This is a genomic window from Acinetobacter brisouii CIP 110357, from assembly GCF_000488275.1.
Lineage (GTDB): Bacteria > Pseudomonadota > Gammaproteobacteria > Pseudomonadales > Moraxellaceae > Acinetobacter > Acinetobacter brisouii.
The window spans coordinates 2,080,884-2,105,724 of the sequence record NZ_KI530762.1 but is presented as its reverse complement, the minus strand read 5'-3'; the positions used below and the strand labels follow the sequence as shown (position 1 = coordinate 2,105,724).

At 44.3% G+C, this 24,841-nt stretch carries 23 protein-coding genes; 13 read left to right on the top strand and 10 right to left on the bottom strand.

What is annotated here, in order from left to right; all coding sequences use genetic code 11:
* Positions 1-10 precede the first annotated feature (10 nt).
* From P255_RS10105 to P255_RS10090, 4 genes are all read right to left on the bottom strand, one after another.
* Complete coding sequence (locus P255_RS10105; RefSeq protein WP_004901809.1) at positions 11-709, bottom strand: hypothetical protein; 699 nt, start codon at positions 707-709, stop codon at positions 11-13.
* Positions 710-776: 67 nt separating this feature from the next.
* Entirely contained in the window at positions 777-1,481 is a 705-nt protein-coding gene (locus tag P255_RS10100; RefSeq protein WP_228127513.1) for a hypothetical protein, read from the bottom strand.
* Entirely contained in the window at positions 1,478-2,230 is a 753-nt protein-coding gene (locus tag P255_RS10095; protein WP_004901807.1) for a type III pantothenate kinase, read from the bottom strand. Before P255_RS10095 ends, P255_RS10100 begins: the two co-directional genes overlap by 4 nt.
* Before the next feature lie 12 nt (positions 2,231-2,242).
* Positions 2,243-3,004: a biotin--[acetyl-CoA-carboxylase] ligase gene (locus tag P255_RS10090; protein ID WP_035365365.1), complete on the bottom strand. Its 762-nt coding sequence runs from the start codon at positions 3,002-3,004 to the stop codon at positions 2,243-2,245.
* A 27-nt stretch (positions 3,005-3,031) separates the two neighbouring features.
* On the opposite strand from P255_RS10090, the gene P255_RS10085 reads away from it, so the two are divergent.
* The 6 genes from P255_RS10085 to ftn all read left to right on the top strand — a co-directional run bounded on the left by P255_RS10085 (position 3,032) and on the right by ftn (position 11,828).
* Positions 3,032-3,853, top strand: coding sequence for a sulfite exporter TauE/SafE family protein (locus tag P255_RS10085; protein ID WP_004901803.1), 822 nt, complete (start codon positions 3,032-3,034; stop codon positions 3,851-3,853).
* Positions 3,854-3,884: 31 nt separating this feature from the next.
* Positions 3,885-4,580: a GntR family transcriptional regulator gene (locus P255_RS10080; protein ID WP_004901800.1), complete on the top strand. Its 696-nt coding sequence runs from the start codon at positions 3,885-3,887 to the stop codon at positions 4,578-4,580.
* A gap of 11 nt (positions 4,581-4,591) precedes the next feature.
* The gene (smc, locus tag P255_RS10075; RefSeq protein WP_004901798.1) at positions 4,592-8,044 is read left to right on the top strand and encodes a chromosome segregation protein SMC; all 3,453 of its coding nucleotides are present in this window, start codon (positions 4,592-4,594) and stop codon (positions 8,042-8,044) included.
* Position 8,045: 1 nt separating this feature from the next.
* The gene (locus P255_RS10070) at positions 8,046-9,014 is read left to right on the top strand and encodes a cell division protein ZipA C-terminal FtsZ-binding domain-containing protein (protein ID WP_004901796.1); all 969 of its coding nucleotides are present in this window, start codon (positions 8,046-8,048) and stop codon (positions 9,012-9,014) included.
* A gap of 63 nt (positions 9,015-9,077) precedes the next feature.
* A complete protein-coding gene (ligA, locus tag P255_RS10065; RefSeq protein WP_004901794.1) occupies positions 9,078-11,123 on the top strand; it encodes an NAD-dependent DNA ligase LigA in 2,046 nt (681 codons plus the stop codon).
* A 240-nt stretch (positions 11,124-11,363) separates the two neighbouring features.
* The gene (gene ftn, locus P255_RS10060) at positions 11,364-11,828 is read left to right on the top strand and encodes a heteropolymeric bacterioferritin subunit Ftn (RefSeq protein ID WP_004901792.1); all 465 of its coding nucleotides are present in this window, start codon (positions 11,364-11,366) and stop codon (positions 11,826-11,828) included.
* A gap of 40 nt (positions 11,829-11,868) precedes the next feature.
* Here the strand turns inward: ftn and P255_RS10055 are convergent, their stop codons facing one another.
* The 3 genes from P255_RS10055 to P255_RS10045 all read right to left on the bottom strand — a co-directional run bounded on the left by P255_RS10055 (position 11,869) and on the right by P255_RS10045 (position 14,622).
* Entirely contained in the window at positions 11,869-12,432 is a 564-nt protein-coding gene (locus P255_RS10055) for a peroxiredoxin (RefSeq protein WP_004901790.1), read from the bottom strand.
* Positions 12,433-12,525: 93 nt separating this feature from the next.
* The gene (gene nadC / locus P255_RS10050) at positions 12,526-13,374 is read right to left on the bottom strand and encodes a carboxylating nicotinate-nucleotide diphosphorylase (protein WP_004901787.1); all 849 of its coding nucleotides are present in this window, start codon (positions 13,372-13,374) and stop codon (positions 12,526-12,528) included.
* Positions 13,375-13,671: 297 nt separating this feature from the next.
* On the bottom strand, positions 13,672-14,622 hold the full coding sequence (locus P255_RS10045) for an NUDIX hydrolase (RefSeq protein WP_035365184.1): 951 nt from the start codon (positions 14,620-14,622) through the stop codon (positions 13,672-13,674).
* A gap of 271 nt (positions 14,623-14,893) precedes the next feature.
* Here P255_RS10045 and nadA point away from each other — a divergent pair, with 271 nt between their 5' ends.
* The 7 genes from nadA to bioD all read left to right on the top strand — a co-directional run bounded on the left by nadA (position 14,894) and on the right by bioD (position 22,339).
* Complete coding sequence (gene nadA, locus P255_RS10040; protein WP_081402002.1) at positions 14,894-16,045, top strand: quinolinate synthase NadA; 1,152 nt, start codon at positions 14,894-14,896, stop codon at positions 16,043-16,045.
* Complete coding sequence (gene nadB, locus P255_RS10035; protein WP_004901780.1) at positions 16,020-17,591, top strand: L-aspartate oxidase; 1,572 nt, start codon at positions 16,020-16,022, stop codon at positions 17,589-17,591. The genes nadA and nadB overlap by 26 nt, the downstream gene beginning before the upstream one ends.
* 88 nt (positions 17,592-17,679) lie before the next feature.
* Positions 17,680-18,408: an alpha/beta fold hydrolase gene (locus P255_RS10030; protein ID WP_004901778.1), complete on the top strand. Its 729-nt coding sequence runs from the start codon at positions 17,680-17,682 to the stop codon at positions 18,406-18,408.
* A gap of 80 nt (positions 18,409-18,488) precedes the next feature.
* Positions 18,489-19,784 (top strand): adenosylmethionine--8-amino-7-oxononanoate transaminase, encoded by a 1,296-nt coding sequence (gene bioA, locus P255_RS10025; RefSeq protein WP_004901776.1) that lies wholly within the window; start codon positions 18,489-18,491, stop codon positions 19,782-19,784.
* Positions 19,771-20,928 carry an 8-amino-7-oxononanoate synthase gene (locus P255_RS10020; protein WP_004901775.1) on the top strand — a complete coding sequence of 386 codons (1,158 nt, stop codon included), beginning with the start codon at positions 19,771-19,773 and terminating at the stop codon, positions 20,926-20,928. Before bioA ends, P255_RS10020 begins: the two co-directional genes overlap by 14 nt.
* On the top strand, positions 20,919-21,695 hold the full coding sequence (gene bioC, locus P255_RS10015; RefSeq protein ID WP_004901774.1) for a malonyl-ACP O-methyltransferase BioC: 777 nt from the start codon (positions 20,919-20,921) through the stop codon (positions 21,693-21,695). Before P255_RS10020 ends, bioC begins: the two co-directional genes overlap by 10 nt.
* Positions 21,692-22,339: a dethiobiotin synthase gene (gene bioD, locus P255_RS10010; protein WP_004901772.1), complete on the top strand. Its 648-nt coding sequence runs from the start codon at positions 21,692-21,694 to the stop codon at positions 22,337-22,339. Before bioC ends, bioD begins: the two co-directional genes overlap by 4 nt.
* Positions 22,340-22,452: 113 nt before the next feature.
* Here the strand turns inward: bioD and rluB are convergent, their stop codons facing one another.
* Genes rluB through P255_RS09995 form a run of 3 tightly spaced genes read right to left on the bottom strand, consistent with a single transcriptional unit; the run spans position 22,453 to position 24,818 of the window.
* Positions 22,453-23,400, bottom strand: coding sequence for a 23S rRNA pseudouridine(2605) synthase RluB (gene rluB, locus P255_RS10005; protein ID WP_004901770.1), 948 nt, complete (start codon positions 23,398-23,400; stop codon positions 22,453-22,455).
* A 42-nt stretch (positions 23,401-23,442) separates the two neighbouring features.
* Complete coding sequence (scpB, locus tag P255_RS10000) at positions 23,443-24,030, bottom strand: SMC-Scp complex subunit ScpB (protein WP_004901766.1); 588 nt, start codon at positions 24,028-24,030, stop codon at positions 23,443-23,445.
* Positions 24,027-24,818, bottom strand: coding sequence for a segregation and condensation protein A (locus P255_RS09995; RefSeq protein WP_035365182.1), 792 nt, complete (start codon positions 24,816-24,818; stop codon positions 24,027-24,029). Before P255_RS09995 ends, scpB begins: the two co-directional genes overlap by 4 nt.
* Positions 24,819-24,841: the final 23 nt, after the last annotated feature.

The following is a 24,841-nucleotide window of genomic DNA, read 5'->3' as shown; positions in this document are numbered from 1 at the left end:
CGCCTCTTTTTTATGGCTCTTCAATCAGTGTCTGGTTGCGATCATTCAGTAAGTTCATGATCAAATAACAGGTATCTAATTGGTTTTTTGGCTCTAGCGTTTTTTCAGCAAAACATTCGTTGGCTGCAATGGCTTTACCTTCAGTGTCCCAGCCTTGCGCCTGTAAAATCTGCCCGTCTGAATCAAACTTTACTTTTAAAGCGGGTACATTGGGATGGTACCAGTAATCGCTTTGTGTTGAACCATCAGCAGACATGGTTTCTTGTGAAAGCAGTTGACCTTGACGATTCAAGAGTTGGCTAGGTCCAATGAGTTGCTGCTGCTGATTGTATTGAGTCGTAAAATAAACTTCACCTGTCGCATAATAAAGCTTGAGTTCACCCGTGACCGAATTCGGATCGAAACTATGCAAGTCTTCAGACTTACTCAACCAAAAAGGAGCGGACTGAGGAGTTTTAGTTTGGGTATAAAAATCCTGTACCAGATACTGACCCTGTGCATTTTTGTCTAATAAAACACGATAATAACCTGTGCTTAAGGCTTTGGCTGAATATTCATTACCAAATTGAATCGGTGAAAAATAGGCAATAATCAGGTTTTTTTGAATTGAACTGGATGTGGGTAGTGTACTGTTGGAGGTTTTTGCCGACGCTGCTGCAGGAGTGACCAAAGTACATGCCAATAGGGCAGTTAAAATTATTTTTTTCATTGTTGTTCATCATTTTAAATGTCAGAAAAGAATGCCCAAGCCAAATCTGACTTGAGCAAGAACAGCTTTAATCTGCCATAGTGGCACTTGTTTGATAAATCTGCATCAGCAACTGATAGCATTGATCTTGCTGGTTTTTAGGATTTAAGGTTTTTTCAGCAAAGCACTGATTGCTCGGGATTGCATGCTGTTGTTGGTCCCAACCTTTTGCCATAGTCACCTGATGCTTACTATTCATTTCAAAACTGAGCGCCTGATGCAGCGTTTCTGGATACCAGAAACGCCCCGAATACGAACCATCAGCACGGTTTTCTTCCTGTACGATCAGCTTACCTTGAGGATTATAAGTGGTTGTCTGACCTGTTGGTTGATGTTGGGCATTATACGTTGCACGTTGGTAGACCTGCCCGTTACGGTAATACAGAATTAAATCACCAACAACCGATGTCGGAGAAATCTTGTTTAAATCGGCAGGGTTGGTCAGCAAGACTGGGCTAGACTGTGGGCGGTGTGATGCCTGATAAAAGTCCTGTATCCAATAACCGCGCTCGTCATGTTTGATTAACACCCGATATACATCGGCAGAGCGGCCATTGAGTAGCAAAATGCCGCCTGTCTGCATCGAAGAAAAGTAGGCAATTACTGATTGCTCGGAGGCTGCACTCCCTAAACTGGTTGGAGCTGGTGCAGAGGGTGCTGTCGTGCTTTGGCAAGCGGATAATGCGAGACCGCAGGCCAGTATAGACAAAATTTTATAATTACTTTTCATCATGATCCCTCAACTGATTCATTGTTCTTGTGGTGTGAAATATAATGTTGCAGCCCTTTTAACAACAAGTCTGTTTCTACAACAGGCTGATGCTCTTGTAAAAAACGCGCGAATAATACAGCATCACCGCCTGTTAAAATCAGCTTGCGCGGTGATTGTTCCAGAATTTTCTGAATAGTGCTAATGAGTCCAAGCAAAATACCATGATGTACGCAATCCACGGTTGTTCGCCCAGGTTCCAAATGCTCAAATGCCGAATCTGGAATTTTAATGCCTTTGGTATTTTGAATCAGTGAATCACGTTGTAAATATAGATTAGGTAAAATATAGCCGCCCAAGTGCTGCATGCCTTGGGTCAGGTCAATCGTCAGTGCAGTTCCACAACCAATCACACACAGGTCTTGCTCTGGTGCAGCTACTGCCAGAAGCTGTAGCCATCGGTCAATCCCAAGTTGCTGAATATCGTCATAACCACAGTGCAAGCCTGCATATTCGTGCTGTACTTTGGCAATCACCAATGGCGCATTGAGACGTTTTAAAATACGGCTAATCCGATCATTATTTTTTTTATCCAGAACTGAAGAAATCCCAATTCGGCTAATCTGCATCGCTTTAAAGTGATGAACTAAACCCAGCAGCAAGTCGGCAGGCGATTGCAAATGCAGCTCTGCACCATGTTCAATGACCTCTTGACCTTGGGTAATCCAGTATTTTAGGCGTGTGTTACCAATATCGAGCCATAAATTTTGCATTATATTCTCGGATTACTGTATTGAAGAAAGTGGGCGCAAACGTCCCTGATAATACACGGTCTGCCCCTGTACTGTATCAAGCACAATCCCGCCATCATTTTGAATCCCGAGGAATATTCCTTCAGCAACACCTTGTTGATGCTCGAAGCTGACCGATTGACCTTTAAACATTGCCACATGGTTAAAGCGCTCGGCCAGATTGTAACAGCCATGATTGAACCATGCGCCTGCCTGTTGAATCGCTACATAAATGTCGTGAATTAACTCAATCCGACTACGATTGTGCAGTCCCAGTTCGCTCAATGAGGTCACGGCCTGATCCAGATTTTGCAGGTCAGGTGGCGTAATAATATTGATGCCAACCCCGATAATCGCCTGACGAGCAGAAAGTGGTTCGACTAAAATGCCACCCCATTTGCCCTGATGACTATATAGATCATTGGGCCATTTGATTTGTAAATTAAAGTCTTTCAGTATGGGCATGTGAAGCAGGTTGAGTGCAACTTCCAGTGCCAAGCGCCCATCAATCGCTGTTTCGGTGTTGATGAGTGTGCTTAAATAGATGTTGCCTTGGGGAGACAGCCATTGTCTTTGATGCTGCCCACGACCTTGGGTTTGTATTTCGCTGCAAACAAGGGCAGTATGCATGCCTTGCTGGGCAAGTGCGCGCACATCATCATTGGTCGATGTGGTGCTATGTTTTAGCAAGACAATATCAGGGGTACAGTTCGACAGTTCGAGTAGCTGCTGTAATTGGCGAGTATCCGCATCCATAATCAACAATTCATGGGAAAACATAAGATGGAGTTAATCATATATTTACTGATTGGTGCAATTGCAGGTTTTGCCGCAGGGTTGTTTGGTGTGGGGGGTGGTCTGATTATTGTTCCAATTTTATATATAGTGTTTACCCAGCAGCATTATGCCCCTGATGTGATTATGCACATGGCACTTGGGACGTCACTGGCGACTATTATGGTTACTTCTTTAAGTTCGATTATGGCACATCATCAAAAAGGCGCAGTGATGTGGCCGGTGGTGCGGAATATTGCTCCAGGTTTGGTGATTGGCTCATTTTTAGGGGCAGGCGTTGCCGATGTTTTATCTGGGCATAGTTTGCAACTGATTATTGGCGTATTTGCGCTTTGGGTGTCACAGCGTATGTTCTTTGGTGCAAAACAACAGGTGGATACCTCAAAGCATCTACCAACAGCCTGGCAACAGGCACTTGCTGGTTCTGGTATTGGGGTGGCTTCTGCGATTTTTGGGATTGGTGGCGGTTCACTGACTGTGCCTTATTTAAACAAGCATGGTGTGGTGATGCAAAAGGCGGTGGCGACCTCGGCGGCCTGTGGTTTCCCGATTGCAGTGGCAGGCGCGCTGGGTTTTATGTGGTTTGGAGCAAAACAGAGCATTCAGATTCCGCATGCAATTGGTTATGTGCATCTTTATGCGTTTACTGGCATTAGCGTCATGAGTTTTGTGACTGCCAGATTTGGTGCCAAAGTGGCACATGCCTTGTCACCTGCCATGTTGAAAAAATGTTTTAGTGGTTTGCTTTTTAGTGTGGGGAGTTATTTTATTTATCAGGGTGTGATACAAGTGCTACACAACGCGCATTAAAAACAAAATCAAAAAATGAAACAGGTGAATCATGCTGCAGCAACCCGCACAATGTCTTGCCGAACAGATTGCCGATCAAATTGCACAGCAAATTATTTCAGGTGAGTTACTTGAAGGCGAGCGAATTCCTGAACTGAAGATTGCCAAAGATATGCACGTGAGTCGCGGTTCGGTACGTGAAGCATTGTTATTATTACAACGTACACATCTAATCGAGATTTATCCGCGTCGTGGTGCCATTGTGACCGAAATGAGCACAGAACAGGTTAATCAGTTATTTGAAAGCTGTGACATGCTGCTGAGCCGATTGATCCAGTGTTTTATTTACCATGATCTATCCAGTGAAAAACAAAAAATTCAGCAGCTTGAGCAACAGTTAGCATTGCATGTCAAACAGATGCAGTCTGAACAATTTTATGATTTATGGTTTTATTTTCTGTTGAATCATGCTGGGCAGTTTCATAATTTATATTTTACTCAATTTTTTCATGACTTATTTCCTGCACTGCGCCGTTGTTATTTTTTAATCCTGAATACCTCACGGCGGGATTTGGAAGAAACCTTTAATCGCATAAAATGGATGATTGATGCTATTTTGACCCAAAATTTGCAACAAGCCACTTTATTTATGCATGATTTTTGCCGACACTTGCGAGGGCTTGTGTTGGACTCCCTGACACGAATGAAACAGATTGAGTTGGCATGGGCACGTCGCTCACGTCATTAAATTAGGACAGTATGCGTTTAAGCAGTTTAAAACTCTCAGGCTTCAAATCGTTTGCCGACAGTACCACATTACATTTTAAAGCAAACCGTAGTGCGATTGTAGGGCCTAATGGTTGTGGTAAATCCAATGTCATTGATGCCATTCGCTGGGTCATGGGCGAATCGAGTGCCCGCCAGTTGCGTGGTGGTAGCATGCAGGACGTGATTTTTACGGGAACCGTCAAACGCAAGCCTGTCGGGGTGGCGAGCGTCGAGTTACGCTTTGAAAATACCTATGGCAAACTCGGTGGCATGTACAATGCCTACAATGAACTGGCGGTGCGCCGTCAGGTGACACGAGAGGGAAAATCTGAATATTTTCTCAATGGTACGCGTTGCCGCCGCCGAGATATTACCGATATTTTCTTGGGAACAGGCTTAGGGCCACGTTCTTATGCGATTATTGAACAGGGCATGATTAACCGTTTGGTGGATGCCAAACCTGAAGAAATGCGCGTGTTTGTGGAGGAAGCGGCAGGGGTGTCACGTTATCAGGCACGCCGCCGTGAAACCCTGCAACATCTGGAGCATACCACGCAGAACTTGGAACGTCTGGAAGATATTGCCCACGAACTGAAAGCCCAGTTGAAAACCCTGAAACGTCAGTCAGAAGCCGCAGTTCAATACAAACAGCTTGAACAGCAAGTCCGTACCTTAAAAATTGAAATTCTCTCGTTCCAGTGTCAGCAAAGCCAGCGTTTGCAACAGGAATATACTGCACAAATGACCGAGTTCGGTGAGCAGTTTAAACTGGTACGTTCGGAACTGAACACGGTTGAGCATGACCTGACCGAAACCAGTGGTTTGTTTCAACGTCTGATTCAGCAATCCACCCCGTTACAACAAGCATGGCAAACCGCCGAGAAAAAACTGTCTGAACTTCAACTTAATGTTGAACAAAAACAAGCTTTACAGCAGCAAAATAGTCAACAAATCTCTCAGCTCGAGCAACAAAAAACGCAGTTGAAAGAGCAGTTGCAACTGACCGAAATGCAACTGGATACCTTGCATGAACAGTGTGAGCAATTGGCGGAAAGCCTACAACAGGCTGAGCAGAATGATCAGCAGCAACAGCAGCAAAATTCAGACTTATCTGCACAGTATCAAACTGCGTTGCAACAGTATCAGCAGGTCAAAAGCCAAGTTGAGCAGCAACAGCAAAAACATGCACAAATGCAGTCGCAACTGGAACAGCTCAATAAAAATCTTTTACGTTTAGAACACCAAAAAGAAACGCTGGCACAGCAATATCAGCAAGTCAAAGCCCAAGTTACTCAGCCTGAACTGGACGATTTTACCGAGCAACAGCACAGCGTTGCCGAGCAAGTGCAGCAAACCGAACAACAGTTACAGATCCTTGAACAGCAAAAACAACAGCAGCAACAAGCCGTTCAACAGCAGCAACAACAGCTTTCTGCCCAGCAGTCACAGCTTAAAATTTTGCAAGCAGAACAAAGTAACCTGCAAAAACTCATGACCAAGCAACAGCCAAAACAGCAGTCAGCAGCGCAGCAGTTGATGCAGGTTTTACAGTTGCAAGATGTTGCTAAAGCGCATGCAGGACTGGTGGAAAAATATCTGGCACAGTGGTTATCGGCTCATGTGTTGTCAGACGAAATGCCATTTCAGCCTGAACAGGCACGGCAACTACACATCACTGAAACGAATCTGCAGACTGAACTTCTAGGTTTGCCAACACTGGCGAGCTGGATTGCCTATCCACAAAACTCACTATGGCAACAAGTTGCTATTGCTGCTGATTTTACTCAGGCACTTGCTTTGCAGAAACAATTACAGGCAGGTCAGACTTTACTCAGTCTGGATGGTTATTTGCTTGGGCAAGACTGGGTGATCGGACTGTTGTATGACGAACAGAGTCAAGCAGCACAAGGCGCGTTGAGCCATCGCATTCGCTTGCAGGAAATTGAGCAAGAACTGGCAGAAGTTCAGCAGCAATTACAGCAACTGCAACAGCACAGCACTTTGGCAGAACAGACGTTAAAAGCAACCCAGCAGCAGATTCAGGCACAACAGCAGCACAGCAAAACTTTACGTCAACAGCAACAACAACTGGATGTGCAGGTTGCTAAATTACATAGTGCCCAGCAGGCTTTCGCGGTGCAGCAGTCGCAATTGCAAGCGCAGTTACAGCAGTTGGATTTGCAAATCGAAGAAGATGCCATGCAAAAAGATGATCTGGAGATTGATCTGCATGCACTGGCAATCAAGCTGGAACAGGCATTACCATACTATAAAACCTTGCAATATCAGGTGGATGAACTGGCTGAGCAATGTGAACAGCAGCAGCGTCAACGTCAGCAGGTACAAAGCCAGTTGCAAGACAGCAAGCAGCAGTTGCAACAGCAACAGCAACAGATTGAACTGCTTGAAAAAGATTTAAGTTTTCTCAAAAGCCAATATGCACAGTGTGTGCAGCAGCTTCAGCAAGCTCAAAGTGTGTTACAACCGATACAGCTTGAATTACCGAGCTTGCAAGCGCAGCTTGAAGAGCAGCAACAACAAACGGCCGTGCTGGAAAAACAGTGGAAAGAATGGCAGCTGGAACTGAATACTGTGCAGGAAAAGCAGCAGCATTTGACGCAGCAGCGTCATCAGCTACAACAGCAGGATGAACAAGTACGCGAATTGCTTGAACAAAAACGACTGGCATGGCAAGCTGCAAAATCTGACCTGACACATTATACCGAGCAGTTAGAACAGTTAAATGCCGAACCACTGAAAAGCGTTGAAATCGAACTGGTGGCGCATCAGGCACAATTACAAAAAGCCCAACAACAGTTTGATAAAATCGGGGCGGTGAATCTGGCAGCGTCACAGGAATATGAAGAAGTTGCCGGGCGTTATGAAGAGCTGACCCACCAGATGCAGGATCTGCAAAATACCGTTGAGCAGTTGCAACAGGCCATGAAAAGTATTGATCAGGAAACGCGTAAGTTATTTATGCAGACCTTTGAACAGATCAATCATGAGTTGCAGGATTTATTTCCAAAAGTGTTTAATGGTGGTGAAGCCAGTTTAAGTCTGGAAGATGACTGGCAATCGGGTGTCAAACTGATGGCTCGACCGCCAGGGAAACGTAACAGTTCTCTGGCATTATTGTCGGGTGGAGAAAAAGCCCTGACAGCGTTGGCATTGGTATTTGCCATTTTTCGTCTCAATCCAGCACCGTTTTGTGTACTGGATGAAGTCGATGCCCCATTAGATGATGCTAACGTGCAGCGTTTTTGTAATTTGGTCAAAGAATTGTCCGAACAGGTACAATTTGTTTACATCACACATAATAAACTGGCAATGACCATGGCGACGGATTTATTGGGTGTTACAATGCCTGAGCCAGGAACATCAAAATTGGTCACTGTGAATTTAGAAGAAGCGAAAGAATACGGGTTAGTTGCGGAGTCATAGTATGGAAATCACCACAATCGTAGGTATTGTGATCGCGGTTGCGATTATTTTATTGGGGTTGTTTTTGCTGTTACGAAAGCCGAAAGAATATGTGCCTTCGCTCGAATCGGAATTACACATTAACCCTGAAACCCATCAGCCTGTGATTCCTCGTTTTGTGCGTGATCAGCTTTCGGCTGCACAGGCGTTAGAGCAACGCATTGAGCCACATTTAGATGCCGATGATTCAGAGGAAACCAGCGCAGCTCCTGAAGCTGAGCCAGCAAAAAAAGCAGAGCCTGAACCAAGCCAGCTTGTTCTGGAAAAAATAGAGAAGCCTGCACAAGAGCAAGAACAAAAGCAGCCCGAAACGGTAGAGCAGACTGAGACTGATCCAGCGATCAATAATGATGAGAAAAAAGCTGAACCTGCTCCAGTACTCAGCTTGAACCCAGACATTGAAACCGTTGCGATTGCAGAGTTTGACGAAGAGAGCTCGATTTTGGACATGCATTTGCATGAACAGCAGCGTTATGATGATGAAAGTGCATTGTCAAATGCCGAATATATTTTTGCCTTAAATGTGTATCCGAACCCACGCCGTGTATTGTCAGGTGATCGTGCCTTGAAAGTTTTACTCAAATACGGTCTGCGTTTTGGTGAGCTATCTTGCTTCCATCGCTATGAAAATACCGAAGAAGAAAGTCCACTGATGTTTTCGGTATTGCGTGTTACCGATGAAGGCCCAGCAGGTTTTGACTTGGAAACTTTATCTGCTGAGCAAGTACAGGGCTTTGCCTTTTTCTTGACCTTGCCAAACCCGCATGCGCAGGCAGGTTTTGATATGATGGTCAGTATTGCCAATCTGATTGCCCGTGACATCGATGGGAAAGTCTTCGATGAAAACAGCTGTGAACTGACTCAGCAACTCAAGGAACACTGGCGTCATCAAATTATTGATTACAAACCGCAAGCGGCACAGAGCAACTAATTTAAAGCGCTGAGTTTAGACTTTAGGGTGGACGATGTCCGCCCTTTTATATGGTGAATTTTTATGGTGGATACAACCGCAGTCATTGCGCAGATGCGACAACTGATTCAAATTCTGGCAAAGCATAACCATGCCTATTATGTGATGGATCAACCGACCATTTCTGACAGTGAATATGATCATCTTTTTCATCAGTTAAAAGCATTAGAACAACAATATCCTGAACTGGTTCAGCAAGATACTCCAACTCAGAAAGTTGGCGGGCAAGCACTGAGCAAATTTGAAAGTGTGACCCACGCCGTACCGATGCTGTCGCTTGGCAACGTATTTAATCAGGAAGATTTGTTCGCTTTTGCCCGCCGTGTTGAAGAGCGGTTGCCAAATCAGGAAATTTTGTATGATGTAGAGTTAAAACTGGATGGTCTTGCCATTTCTCTATGGTATGAACATGGAGTTTTAGTCCGCGGCGTAACGCGTGGTGATGGCGAAACAGGTGAAGATATTACCCAAAATGTTAAAACCATTCGTAATCTGCCTAAATTCTTATATAGCACAGACATAAAAATTCCAGAGTTGCTCGAAGTCCGTGGCGAAGTGTTGATGCCAAAATCGGGTTTTGAAAAACTCAACGCCGATCAGCAGGCGCGTGGTGAAAAAACTTTTGCCAATCCGCGTAATGCGGCAGCAGGAAGTTTGCGCCAGCTTGATCCTGAAATTGCGGCATCTCGCCCATTGGCGTTTTATGCGTATGGAATTGCGCAGTGCGAACCACAACATAATTTGGTGTCCATGCATGAAAGCTTGATATGGTTGACCAAAATAGGCTTTGAAATCGCAGAACGTCAATTTTTATGCCAGTCGATTCAGGAAGTTCAAGAAAAATATCAGCAGATTCAGCAGGAGCGCCCTGATTTATCTGTTGAAATTGATGGCATGGTCATTAAAGTCGATAGCCTGAAACAGCAACAGCAATTGGGTTTTTTAAGTCGTGAACCTCGCTGGGCAACTGCCTATAAATTTCCTGCGGTTGCTGCACTGACGACAGTTGATCAAATTGACTGGCAAGTTGGACGTACAGGCATACTGACTCCAGTTGCACGTTTAAATCCTGTATTTGTGGGTGGTGTAACGGTATCCAATGTCACCTTGCACAACATTGGTGAAATTCACCGTCTGGATGTTCGTGTGGGCGATACCGTGAGTGTCTATCGTACAGGAGACGTTATTCCCAAAGTTGAGAAGGTCTGGCCTGAGTTTCGCCCAAATGATGCTGTAGAAATTGTGCTGCCAAGCCAGTGTCCAGTCTGTGATTCGCCTGTAGTCATGCCTGAAGGTGAGGCTTTGGCGCGTTGTTCAGGTGGTTTGTACTGTGCGGCACAGCGTATTGAAGCCATTCGTCACTTTGTTTCGCGTAAGGCGCTGGATATTGAAGGCTTGGGGGATCGTTGGGTTGAGTCCTTACTGCATCTGAATTTGCTGAATGATGTGTCTGATATTTACCAGCTGCATCAGCACCGCGAGACGATGCTTGGTATTGAAAAAATGGGTGAGAAATCAGTTCAAAATCTGTTTGATGCGATTGATGCCAGCAAGAAAACCACACTCGCGCGTTTTATTTATGCGCTAGGAATTCGTGGAGTGGGGGAAACTACTGCACGGATGCTTGCCAACACCTTCCAGACTTTTGATGCTCTGCGTCAAGCCGATATTGAAACCCTAAAGAAAACTCCTGATGTTGGTGATATTACCGCAGAATGGATCGTGGATTTCTTTCAGGCACAGCATAATATTGAAGTCGTGGAGCGCTTGCTGGATGCAGGTTTGACATGGGATGCACCTACTGCACCGACACGCCAACCCTTAAATGGTGAGAGTTGGGTACTGACAGGAACATTGCAGCAATTTACGCGTGATCAAGCCACTCAAATGCTACAGGCACTCGGTGCGCGTGTGAGTGGTAGTGTGTCAAGTAAAACAAAATGTGTAGTTGCAGGTGAAAAAGCGGGCTCTAAACTGGAAAAAGCGGAAAAACTGGGCATACAGGTCATGAGCGAATCTGAATTTCTAACCTTAATGGCTGAATATGGTCAACAGGTGATTCCTGAATAAAAAACAGATTGGTTTTTGATGCCAGAATGTTGAAATTTGTAATTTCAGCCGCTGTACAAATAAGCCCTTAAAATATCTTAAGGGCTTATTTTTAGATTAGAAAATACGCCAAGTTGAAATATAAATGCGTATGTTTCTCATTTTAATGTTATGAAAAATCATATACTTATAAAACTTAAATTTTGCTTTTTTACTATAAACCTTGCATACTAAAGTTTATATTCACAGGAGAAATTCACCATGCGTGGCAATCCAGAAGTCATAGACTATTTAAATATGTTGATCGGTGGCGAACTGGCTGCTCGTGATCAATACCTGATCCATTCACGTATGTACGATGACTGGGGTTTAAGCAAAATCTACGAACGCATTGATCATGAAATGCATGAAGAAGCATCGCATGCGGATGCCATTATTCGTCGTGTGCTATTTTTAGGTGGCACACCCAATATGCAGCGAGACGAGGTTGATGTTGGAACCGATGTGGTGAGCTGCCTAAGAGCTGATCTTGCACTCGAATATCATGTGCGTGAAAAATTGGTTCAAGGTATTAAACTTTGCGAAGAGAAAGGCGATTATATTAGCCGTGACATGTTGCGTCAGCAGTTGTCAGATACCGAAGAAGACCATACTTACTGGCTGGAAAAACAAATGCGCCTGATCGAACTGATCGGGCTACAAAATTATATTCAATCGCAGATTTAAACGATTCAACGATAAAAAAGCAGCCTCGATGGCTGCTTTTTTATGGGTTAAATTTTTGTATGTCTTGCAAAACCTGCGCGGCATGAGTTTGCGTATCGATACTGGTATAATGATAAACAATTGTACCTTTCGGGTCGATCAGGAAGCTTTCGCGCTTGGCAATCTGCATAAAACCTAAATTCCGAATAATGCCGAACTGTTTGGCAAGAGTTTGTTGATGGTCTGCCAAAATAGGAAAAGGCAAATTCAGTTTTTCAGAAAACTTCTGATGTGATTTCACATCATCAAGGCTCACGCCTAAAACCACGGCATTATTTTTAATAAACTGCGGATAAAGGGCTTTAAACTGGTTGGCTTCCTGAGTGCAGCCAGGTGAGTTGTCTTTCGGGTAAAAATACAGGACGACCCATTGACCTTTATACTGGGATAATTGATGCCACTGGCCTTGTTGATCTTGTAATTTGAAGGCTGGCGCTTTTTGTCCGACCCATTGTTTTTGAATTGCGGTGAGTAAATTGTCACTTTCTTTGGCAAGAACGAAAGGACTCAATGTTATTAAACCTACAACAGTACAGCTGGCAAAGAGTGTACGCAAGACGGTCATAATCTCACTCTAAATGACATGATGTCATTCATTCTAGAGGATATGCGATAGCTTGTAATGCCTAAATTTTGTTACAAGCTATCTTGGCTTAACTTAAACGTAGTCTAAGCCAATATCCAAATAACGTGCACTATGGGTGACATAGCCAAGTGCCAAGAAATCGACACCTGTTTCTGCAACACTTGGTGCAGTTTCTGGCGTAATTCCGCCTGAGGCTTCTGTTTGCGCTTTGCCTTGACACATTGCCACGGCTGTCCGTAACTGTTCGAGACTCATATTATCTAACAGTACTAAAGACACACCTTCTTGCAGGACTTGCTCAAGTTGTTCAAGTGTATCCACTTCAACTTCAACAGGAATTAAATGTCCAGCATATGCTTTGGCACGCTGAATAGTTTGAATAATGTCACCACCTGCCAGCGCAATGTGGTTGTCTTTAATCAAAATCGCATCATCAAGTCCCATACGGTGATTGCGTCCGCCACCGACACGCACGGCATATTTTTGTACATCACGCAAACCAGGAATGGTTTTACGGGTACAAGTAATTTTTGCGGCCGTATGTGAAATACTGCTTTGCAGTTCATGTGTTGTAGTGGCAATACCACTTAAATGAGTCAGAAAATTTAAAGCGGTACGTTCAGCACTCAAAATTGCTCGTGCATTACCTCGAATACTTGCAATGATGCTGCCTTTGCTCAAGGCATCTCCATCTTGCAGTTGTGCTGTAAATTCAATGTCTGGATTCATAAGTGCAAAGGCAAGGCGAGCCAGTTGAACACCGCAAACAATTCCAGATTCACGGGCAATAATATGTAATTCAGTATTTTGCTGTGAATCAATTGTGGCTTCGGAAGTAATATCTCCGCGTCGTCCCAAGTCTTCCCTTAATGCGGATTGAACCAGTGGTTGAATTAACACATCTGGCAATGCATAACGCATGACGAATCTCTCCAATATATGCTCAAACGGAGTATATATTGTTCACTATCTAACACGCAAATATTAATTTTCAGGGTTAAAAAACCGCATAATTTTGAGTTTTATCAAAAATAGTCATGATTTTTGAATGGTTGATAAAAGTGAAAGTGTGATATTTATTAATTTATTAATTTATTTCAATGTCTTAGGTTTATTTAGTTAAACTGAGAATTTGTACAATTTGGGATTTATGCTAATTTTGAGTTAAATAGCAAATTTTATGGGTTTGCTATTTAACTGGTGATCAAAATTGCAAGCTTAGTTGTTCATAATGGGAAGCTTATAGCCTGAAAGTAAACTTTCTTGTAAGACATTTTCTTTAAAGCGGTAAAGTTGTGCAGGGCGCCCACGCTCTGGAATCGCTTCTTTGCCTGTAGGTTCAACTAAGTTTTGGTTGTGTATCAGGCGGCGGAAATTCTGTTTATGTAATTCCACACCGCTGAGCGCTTGAATACTTTGTTGTAATTGATACAAAGTAAACTCGGGTGGCATTAACTCAAAAATCACTGGGCGGTATTGTAATTTAGAGCGCAAACGTGACATAGCTGTGGCTAAAACACGACGGTGATGGTTGTGCATGGCTTTACCTGTAATCGATTCAGGCAGGCGACCATCATAGTATGGCGATTCGGCAATTAGCCCGACTTCATACATGAGCTCGTAGCGGAGTAAGGTGTTTTCTTCAAGCCAATCATAATTTGATAATCCCCAACATAAATTCATACGTTGTTGACGTGCTTGGCGCAGATATACAGAGGCAGCAGAATCAACCCAGTTTTGAATTTTAGGCAAAATTTGCTGACAAACTTGTTCAGCATCTTTGGTACGACGATCTTCCCATGGGAAATACTCGTACCAATCATGCCATTTTGCTGCGAGTTTTAGGTTTTGTTCATCGACCTCTTTAACCAATCCTAAATAACTAATGTATACCACTGGATGCCCAGAGTCTTGCGAGCGTTTAATGTCAACAAAGGTATACAGTTGTTCCATATAACCCAAAGGTTGCTCAGTTTGTTGCTGAACCCAAGCACGTGCGCCTGCTTGTAATGAGTGATGAATTGGGGTTAATGGTCCAAAAGGTAAAAGAGTGCCATCTTGAATAGTGAGTACCCGCGCGGAAAAATTGGTCACCGCAATTAAAACGGCAACCAGTTCAGTTGCGGTTTCCTGGGATGTGGAAAGTTCTAAATGGACGTGTGACTGCATCTTTGGTCTTATGTTTGTTGCTATCGGGTTCATTGTATGAGAAATATTGGGTGAAACAAAACCCTTACGCATATTCTCTAAGCAGTTTTCTTATATAAAAAATAAATACATAAACAACAGCCATTTACGAATAATTATACTCTTTTTGAGCAAAAAGGATTTGAATTTATATACTCATTGTGAGCATAATTGTGCGCATATTCATTGTTGGAATGCCGTTATGAAGGAACATTTGGCTAGCTATCCTTATGAAAAGCCAAGCTTGGATTATATGCAAACGCATATTGAGTTTGCCACTGAGGCGCAGCAAAGCAATGCCTGTACCTTGCATGAAGCGTGGGCAAAGGTGCCTGCAGCATTAAATGCAACAGAAATCCAACAATATCAAGAAGAAATCCGTGAACTTTTAAAACAACACAATGCCGTGATGGTGGCACATTACTATGTGGAACCTGAGTTGCAAGATTTAGCCTTGGCAACAGGCGGCATGGTGGGTGACTCACTGGAAATGGCAAAATTCTGTAAAAATCACCCAGCCGATACCTTGCTGGTCGTGGGTGTGCGCTTTATGGGTGAAACTGCCAAAATTCTCAGCCCACAAAAAACGGTACTCATGCCAGATCTGGAAGCGACCTGTTCGCTAGATTTGGGCTGCCCAGCCGATGAATTTAAACAATTTTGTGATGCGCATCCAGACCGTACAGTCGTGGTTTATGCCAACACCAGTGCGGAAGTCAAAGCGCATGCGGATTGGGTGGTAACGTCGTCTATTGCGATTGAAATTGTTGAGTATTTGCACAGTCAGGGCAAAAAAATCATTTGGGGACCTGACCGTCACCTTGGACAATATATCCAAAATAAAACAGGCGCAGACATGCTGCTCTGGCAAGGTTCATGTATCGTCCATAACGAGTTTAAGGGTATTGAGCTGACTCATTTGAAACAGCAGCATCCTGAAGCAATTGTATTGGTGCATCCAGAATCACCTGCTGAAGTTGTGGCGCAAGCCGATGTGGTGGGTTCAACCAGTAAATTACTCAATGCTGCCGTACAGCGTCCCGAACATGAGTTTATTGTGGCAACCGATCAGGGCATTGTGCATGAAATGCAAAAACAAGCCCCACATAAAACCTTTATTGCTGCACCGACTGCAGGTAACGGCGCAACCTGTAAATCCTGTGCATTTTGCCCGTGGATGGCAATGAATGGTCTGGCGGCGTGTGCAGAAGTTTTACGCAATCAAAGCCAGCAAGTTCAGCTTGATGCCGCGCTGATTGAAGAAGCACGAGCACCAATCCAACGGATGCTAGACTTCTCTGAAGCCTACAAAAACTACCATCAACAGCAACAATTGGGTGCGGGTTTAGCCCAATTTCAACAATGGCTGGCAACGCAACATGAAGCAAAATATTCAGCATTATGATGTTTTAATTGTTGGGGCAGGTTTGGCGGGTTTGACCGTTGCCCTGTCCTTGCCTGAACAGTTCAAAATTGCCTTACTCGCAAAACAGGATTTAAACACCTGTTCCAGCAATATGGCTCAAGGTGGTATCGCAGCAGTACTTGATCCGCAAGACACTGTGGCTGAACATGTTCAAGATACATTAGTCGCAGGTGCGGGACTCTGTCATGTAGAGAATACTACACATATTTTATCCAATGCCGCTGCTGCAATTGACTGGTTATGTCAGTCTGGTGTGCCATTTACCTACCATGAGCAAAGCTTACATTTGACTCGTGAGGGTGGGCATGGACACCGTCGTATCGTGCATGCTGCCGATCATACAGGCTGGTCGGTCACGCAGACTTTGCAACAGCAGCTTGCGACAAAAAGCAATGTGACCTGTTTGACTGAACACCGCTTACAGCAGTTGTATGTTGAAGATCAGCGTTGTTATGGGGCTGAACTCAAAGATGCAACTCAGCAGTCGGTACAAGTATTTGCCAAATATGTGATTTTGGCGACTGGCGGCACAGGTCAGCTATTTGAACTCACCACCAATCCTGAAACTTCAACAGGCGATGGCGTAGCACTGGCATGGCAAGCAGGTTGTCGTGTGGCAAATCTGGAATTTATCCAGTTTCATCCAACGGCATTGGCGCTCAAAGGTAGTAAAACATTCCTTATTTCTGAAGCGTTGCGTGGTGAAGGCGGTATCTTGCGTAATCAGCAGGGCGAGCGTTTTATGCCTGCCTATGACGAGCGTCTAGAACTTGCTCCGCGTGATATTGTGGCGCGTGCGATTGCCGATCAAATCCAGAAACAGCAACAACAGCCAGTTTTGCTGGATATGACCCATTTGGAAAAAGCGTTTATTACCGAGCATTTCCCATCGATCTATCAGCACTGTCTTGAGCAAGGTTTAGATATTAGTCAGCAGCCAATTCCTGTTGCACCTGCCGCGCATTATGCTTGTGGTGGTGTGTTAACCGATGCGATTGGGCATACCGATATTGAAAACCTGTTTGCGATTGGCGAAGTGGCATGTACAGGTTTACATGGTGCGAACCGTTTAGCCAGTAACTCATTGCTTGAATGTATGGTGATGGGGCGTGATGTTGCACACGCGATTGTTCAACAAGATGAGTGGCAAGTCCCGAAAGCTGAAGCGGAACTGGTGCAACCAGATTTCACAGCTGTTTCTGCACAGTTTGAACTGGAAGATGATTTTGATGTTGTAACATTGCAGCAAAAAATGACCCAGTATTTTGGTATTCAGCGTGACTTTGCAGGTATGCAGTATTTGTATGCCCAGCTCAATCACTGGTGGCTAATGACCGAGCAGCAATATCCAATGCTTTTGACTGCAATGCTGATGGTGCATAGCGCGCTGCAACGTCAGGAAAGTCGCGGAACACATTTCAATCGCGACTGTCCACAGACCTTAGCTGAGGCAAAAATGAGCGTGATTGCTGCGCCTGCACAGCAAGCCGTACCACAGCCAGAGGTAACTTCTTTAGTGTGTTAGTCACGCTAAAAATGGTAGATCTTGCACATCGATCATAAAAGCTTTGTCTTATACTGCTACGCATATCGTTGTAGATGAGAACAGGTCGATGCCAAAGAAAATCTTGCTGATTACAGGTTGGAGTGTAGGAACTGCACCCCTGATGCCATTGCAACAGGCATTACAGCAAGTTGGGCATCGGGTGGAACTGGCCGATATTTTTGACTGGTTTGACCCTACTCAAAAACAGCAGATGCTTGCCTGTATTGCGGATGTAGATGTCGTCATCGGCTGGTCACTGGGCGGACAATTGGCACTGTTACTGGTTGATGCCTATCAACAACTCACAGGACAGCAAAAAACACTGATTAACTTAGCCAGTAATCCCTGTTTTGTGGCACAGGAAAACTGGTCTTGTGCCATGCCTGAAACTGAATTTACTCAGTTTTTCCAAGCCTTTCAGCAAAATCCTCAAGCCACACTCAAACGTTTTTATCTGAATATTTGCCGTGGCGATGCACAGGCGAAACAGCACTGGCTCACTTTACAAAATACTGCCAATCCCCCAGAAAATGAGTTGTTATTGCAAGGCTTGATTCTGTTGCAGGATTTAAACTTGGTCGATAAATGGTTGCAATATGCCAATTCGGCTTGTTTTATCTTTACCGAACAGGATGCAGTCGTTCCTTACCAGATTGTACAAAAAGTCCCTGATTTTTCTGCTAAAGCAGCACATATCACGATGTTGCCAGAACTAAGTCATGCCTTTCCTGTGACCCATCCAGTGCTTGCCGCTGAACAAATTTGTCAATTTCTGACTGAAGCGTCGTTTGCCTGAATTTGACTGATCTGGCAATGGCATCCATGCCAGAAACGGATTAACATCAGTGCCATTGAGGTTAAAAAAGGTGGTTTTGGATGACAGATTTATTTGATGCACAACACTTATGGCATCCATATACATCAATGATTAATCCATTACCCACATTTAAGGTTAAGCAAGCTTTTGCATCGACCATTGAACTGGATGATGGTCGTCAACTCATCGATGGTATGTCCTCTTGGTGGTGTGCGATTCATGGTTACAATCATCCTGTGCTGAATCAGGCGGTCACCGATCAGTTACAACGCATGTCACATATCATGTTTGGTGGATTTACCCACGACCCTGCGATTGAGCTGGGTAAGGCACTGCTTGAAATTGTGCCGCCATCGCTCGATAAAATCTTCTATGCAGACTCGGGTTCGGTGTCAGTTGAAGTTGCACTGAAAATGGCAGTGCAGTACTGGACAGCGCAAGGCAAGCCACAAAAAACCAATTTTATTACCACGCGTTCGGGCTATCACGGCGATACATGGAATGCCATGTCGGTGTGTGACCCAGTGACAGGTATGCATCAGATTTTTGGTTCATGTTTACCGATTCGTTATTTTGTTCCAGCACCGCAAAGCCGTTTTGATGGTGAATGGGATGCTCAGGATATTGCTGAACTGGCAAAAACCTTGGAGCAACAGCACCAAAATATTGCGGCACTGATTATTGAACCGATTGTACAAGGTGCAGGCGGGATGCGTTTTTATCATCCTGAATATTTGCGCCAAGCCAAACTGCTTTGTCAGAAATATAATATTTTGCTGATTTTTGATGAAATCGCCACAGGTTTTGGACGTACAGGTAAGCTCTTTGCTTGGGAACATGCCGGGGTTGAGCCTGACATTATGTGTATTGGTAAAGGGCTAACGGGCGGTTATATGACACTGGCTGCAACCTTGACCACGCGACATGTGGCAGAAACCATTTCTAAAGGCGAGGCAGGTGTGTTTATGCACGGCCCGACCTTTATGGCAAACCCATTGGCATGTGCAGTGGCAGTTGCGAGTACCAAGTTGCTGTTGTCTCAGGACTGGCAAGCCAATATTCAGCGTATTGAACAACATTTAAAACAAGGCTTGGCTCCACTTGCTGACTTGGAACATGTGGCTGATGTCCGTGTACTGGGTGCAATTGGTGTAGTGGAACTAACCGAAGCCGTCAATATGGCGAGCTTGCAACAGCAATTTGTTGCGCGTGGCATCTGGGTACGCCCATTTGGCAAACTGGTGTATGTCATGCCGCCTTATGTGATTCGTCCCGAAGAATTAGAATTTTTATTACGTGAACTCAAAGCGGTGGTCGCAGAAATAACCTCAGGAGAAGCGAATGTCCCTGCTTGAACACTATGCAGTACAGCTTGACCAGTTAAAACAACAAGGCAACTATCGCCAATTTACCGAAAACCGCCAGCATGGGCAGTACATCGAAATAGCAGGGCAGCAGATGCTGAACCTGTCATCCAATGACTATTTGGGACTTGCCGCAGAAGTGAGTTTACGCGAGCAATTTTTTGCCCAATACCCAGTGGCAGAGTGCTATTTGACTAGCTCGTCATCGCGTTTGTTGACAGGAAATTTCCCTGAATATGCCGACTTGGAGCACAGCCTTTCTCAAGCGTTTGCTGGGCGTGCGGCATTACTGTTCAATAGTGGCTATCATATGAATGTCGGGATTTTACCTGCGGTGGCAGACAGTAAAACCCTGATTTTGGCAGATAAACTGGTACATGCCAGTATGATTGACGGGATTCGTCTGAGTGCTGCCAAGTATGTCCGTTATCGGCACAATGATTTGCAGCATTTGCAAAGCCTGCTCGAAAAATATCATGACGATGCCGAGATTGATCGGATTATTGTGGTGACTGAAAGTATTTTCAGTATGGATGGGGATGAAACCGATCTAACGGCATTGGTGGCGATTAAACGCCAGTTTGCCAAAGTCATGCTGTATGTTGATGAAGCTCATGCAATTGGGGTGCGTGGTGAACGTGGCTTGGGCTGTGCAGAGCAGCATCAATGTATTGAAGAGATCGATTTCTTGGTGGGTACATTTGGGAAAGCCATTGCTTCAGTTGGTGGCTATTTGTTGTGTGATCCAATCATTAAAGCCTATTTGATCAATAGCATGCGCCCATTGATTTTCAGTACCGCCTTGCCACCTGTGAATATTGCTTGGACAAAATTTATTTTTGAGCATATGCAAGGTTTAACGGCTGAGCGCCAACATTTGGCACAAACCAGTCACTACTTACAACAGCAAGTCTTGGCACGTGGTTATGATAGTCCATCGACCACGCATATTGTGCCGATTGTGATTGGTGCGAGTGATCAAGCCGTGGCAAAAGCAAAAGACTTACAGCAGCATGGTTTTTATGTCATGCCTGTACGCCCGCCAACAGTTCCGAAAAATGCTGCGCGGTTACGGGTGTCGCTAACAGCACACACCCAGCAGGATGCGCTTGAAGCCTTGGTACAATGGTTGTGAATCAGATGACTTCACTCGATAAAAGCGTGATCCAGCAGCGTTTTGCTAAAGCCCGTGAAACTTATACGCTACAAGCTGTGGCACAGCAGCAGATATGTGAACATCTAGCGCAGTTGATACAACAGTTTTGCCCTGAGCAGTTGCCGCGAATTTTTGAAATCGGTTGTGGCTCAGGTACGCTGACTCGCTTGTTACAGCAACAGTTTGCTGTGCAGCATTATGTCGTCAATGACTTGTATGCTGAGGTGATGGAATTTTTTCCTGAACAGCAGGTTGAGTTCTGTATCGGTGATGCTGAAAAACTTGCCTTTCCAAATGCACTTGCGGCGGTGGTGTCGAGTTCCGCATTGCAATGGATGCAGGATTTATCGGCAGTTTTTGCAAAAATCCATGCTGCTTTAAACTCGCAAGGCTGGTTGTGTTTTTCAACCTTTGGTTCAAAGAACCTATGGCAAATCAAGCAATTGATTGGTCAGGGCTTAGATTACTATTCATTAGAACAGTTACAAACTTTGCTTGAACAGCAAGGTTTTGAAGTGATGCATGCTGAACAGGAACTGATTGAACTTGAGTTTGCGCAGCCACGTGATGTGTTAAAACATCTGAAAGCCACAGGTGTCACCGCAACCAATCGTGACTTTGCATGGACAAAGCAGCGTTTGCAGCAGTTTTATGCGGATTATGCACAGCTCAAATCAGTGCAGTCACAACAGCAGTATCCACTGACTTATCATCCTATTTATATCATTGCTCGGAGGTTGACATGAGCGCCCAAATTTATTTTATCAGTGGTATCGATACAGGAATTGGGAAGACCTTCGCCACGGGATTTTTGGCGAAAACCTTGGCAGAGCAACAGCAAAAAGTCATTACCCAGAAACTGATCCAGACGGGCAATGTTGATGTGTCTGAAGATTTGGAAAAGCACCGTGAAATCATGGCGACAGGTTGGTTGCCAGAAGATCATGAAAAGCTGACCATGCCAGAAATTTTTACTTATCCTGCATCGCCACATTTGGCCAGTGAACTGGATGGGCGTGAGATTGATTTTGCAAAAATCAATGCCGCAACTGAAACTTTGGCACAGCGCTATGACGTCGTGTTACTGGAAGGTGCAGGTGGTTTAATGGTGCCTTTAACCCGTCGTTTGTTGACTATCGATTTTGTGAAACAGCAGGGTTATCCTGTCGTATTGGTGTCTTCAGGACGTTTGGGTAGCATCAATCATACCTTGTTGAGTCTTGAAGCCTTAAAAGCGCGTCAGATTCCATTGTATGCATTGGCCTATAATCTTAATGATGACTCACAAGATGAGATCATTGCCAAAGATACACGGCAGTTGCTCAAAGCCTATTTGGCAGAACATTTCCCTGATACCGTGTGGATTGATGTACCTGTTCTGGTCGCTTAATTGTAAAAATCAAAAAAAAGATGAGCATTGTTACTCATCTTTTTTATGGCTAGCATTTCGATCAAGTCATGATCTTTATGCCTCAAATCAAGGCATAAAGGTGAATGTTCGAATTAGAATTTTTTGAAGTTTTTACCTTGACCAGCTGGCTTACGTTGTCCACCATTGCTGCTAGAAGGATTCGCCTGCTGTTGTGGCTGCTGTGGGGTATCGCTATCACGGCGCTGTTGGCGGAGGAAACCACCACGACGTGCTGCCATTGGTTTTTCAGTCATACGCTCGGCACGACGTTTTGCCATACCATATAAACCTGTACCTTGACGTGGTTTCAATTCAACCTGTTTAACCAGATTGTCAATATCTTGTTTATCCAGTTCCATCCAGCGTCCTGTACGTAATTCACGAGGTAACATGACTGAGCCATAGCGAGTACGCAACAAGCGGCTCACTTTTAAACCTTGAGATTCAAATAGACGACGTACTTCACGGTTACGTCCTTCTTTCACTACAACTTGATACCAGCGGTTAATCCCTTCACCACCCAAGTCAGAAAATGATTCAAATTTTGCTGGGCCATCGTCAAGAGTGACGCCTTTAAGCAAATTGTTGCGCATTTCTTTGGTGACTTCACCCATAACACGCACTGCATATTCACGTTCAATTTCATTTGAAGGGTGCATTAAACGGTTTGCCAGTTCACCATCGTTTGTGAATAACAATAAACCTGTACTGTTGATGTCGAGGCGGCCAACCATAACCCAACGATCATTGCTAATTTGTGGCAAATTATCAAACACGGTCGGGCGCTTTTCTGGATCATTACGTGAGCAGATTTCACCTTCTGGTTTGTAATAAATCAGTACGCGGCGGCGAATTTCATCTTCAATCTGGAATTGAACTTTACGACCATCAATACGTAGCTCATCGGTTGGTTCGATGCGTTCACCCACTTGGGCAATTTTACCATTCACGCTTACACGACCAGCGGCAATGACTTCTTCCATATAACGGCGAGAACCCAAACCAATACGCGCTAAAACCTTCTGTAGTTTTTCACTCATGACAGCATAACCTTAGAATTAATCAATCAACAGTCCACCTATTCACGACTTTGCTGCTTGGGCATCAAGTGTCATGAAAGCTTCCTTGGCATCCTGCAGGGGAGGCAACTGGCTTAGCGAAGCTAAACCAAAAGCATTCAAAAATTGGGGCGTTGTAATCAACAGCGCCGGTCGTCCAGGGAGTTCACGAAAACCAGATTCTTTAATCCAGTTAAAGTCAAATAATGTGCGCAAAATTTGACTGTTGTTGCTCACTCCACGAATTTGTTCAATATCTGCACGGGTTACTGGCTGGTGATAAGCCACCACAGCCAGCGTTTCGAGTAGAGAAGGTGATAATCGCGTTGGTCGTTCTGGCCAAGTCTGAGTAATCACCTGTCGATATTTGGCGCGGACTTGAAAACGGAAGCCCTGTGCGGTTTCAATCAGCTCAATAGAGCGGCCATGCTGTAACACGGCCAGTTGCTGCAAATATTGATGTAATTGTTGTTTGGTATATTGATTTTGAAAAGCTTCTTTTAAACGAGCAATCGACACAGGGGCATCGCTGGCAAAAATAATGGCTTCTAATTGCATTAAAACTTCATGATGCAACTCATCAATCGACATGGTCATGCTATTCACACTCATGCAGCGACTCCCTGAATTGCAAGCGGTGCTTCAATCCCTGTTGCAACAATCTGAACTTTTTGCTGGCGGGTAAGCTCTAAAATTGCCATAAAGGTCACGACCATACCCATTTTACCTTGACTTGGTTTGAGTAAGGCAGAAAAGTTTAAAACTTTCCCTGATTCAAGCATGAGTTCAATATAAGCAATCCGTTCTTCAAGTAAAACAGGCTCTTGTTGCACTTGATGAACAACGGGTTCGGGGCGGTTAAAGACACAAAACAGTGCATCTTTGAGCAAATCGACACTATAACCTTCGTAAACAGCGGTACTTTGTCCTAAATTGACATTAATATTAAAGGTATCACGCTCAAGAATGGAAAATTGCCCAAGACGTTCAGCTGCCTTTTTAATACGCAAATAGGTTTCTAGACGGTCAATCAGTTGTTGTTTAGGATCTTTTTCTAATTCAATATTTTTGGGTTTTGGCAATAACAGGCGTGATTTTAAATCTGCCAATAATGCTGCCATAACCATATAGTCTGCAGTGAGCTCAATATTGAGCGACTTCATGGCATCCATATACTGTAAATATTGGCTGGCAATCGGTGCAATATCGAGTTGCAGCAAGTCGAAGCCATTTTTTTGAATCAGATAAATTAAAAAGTCGAGTGGTCCCTCGAAGTGCTCGAGTAAAATTTCAAAGGCGGCAGGAGGAATATATAAATCTTCAGGAATGGTTTCTTGCCATTCATCCAGAACACGAATGTGTGGAGCAGATTCCATCGTGGAGTGAAGCACTTGATTCATTACAATATTAGGCCACGCGAATT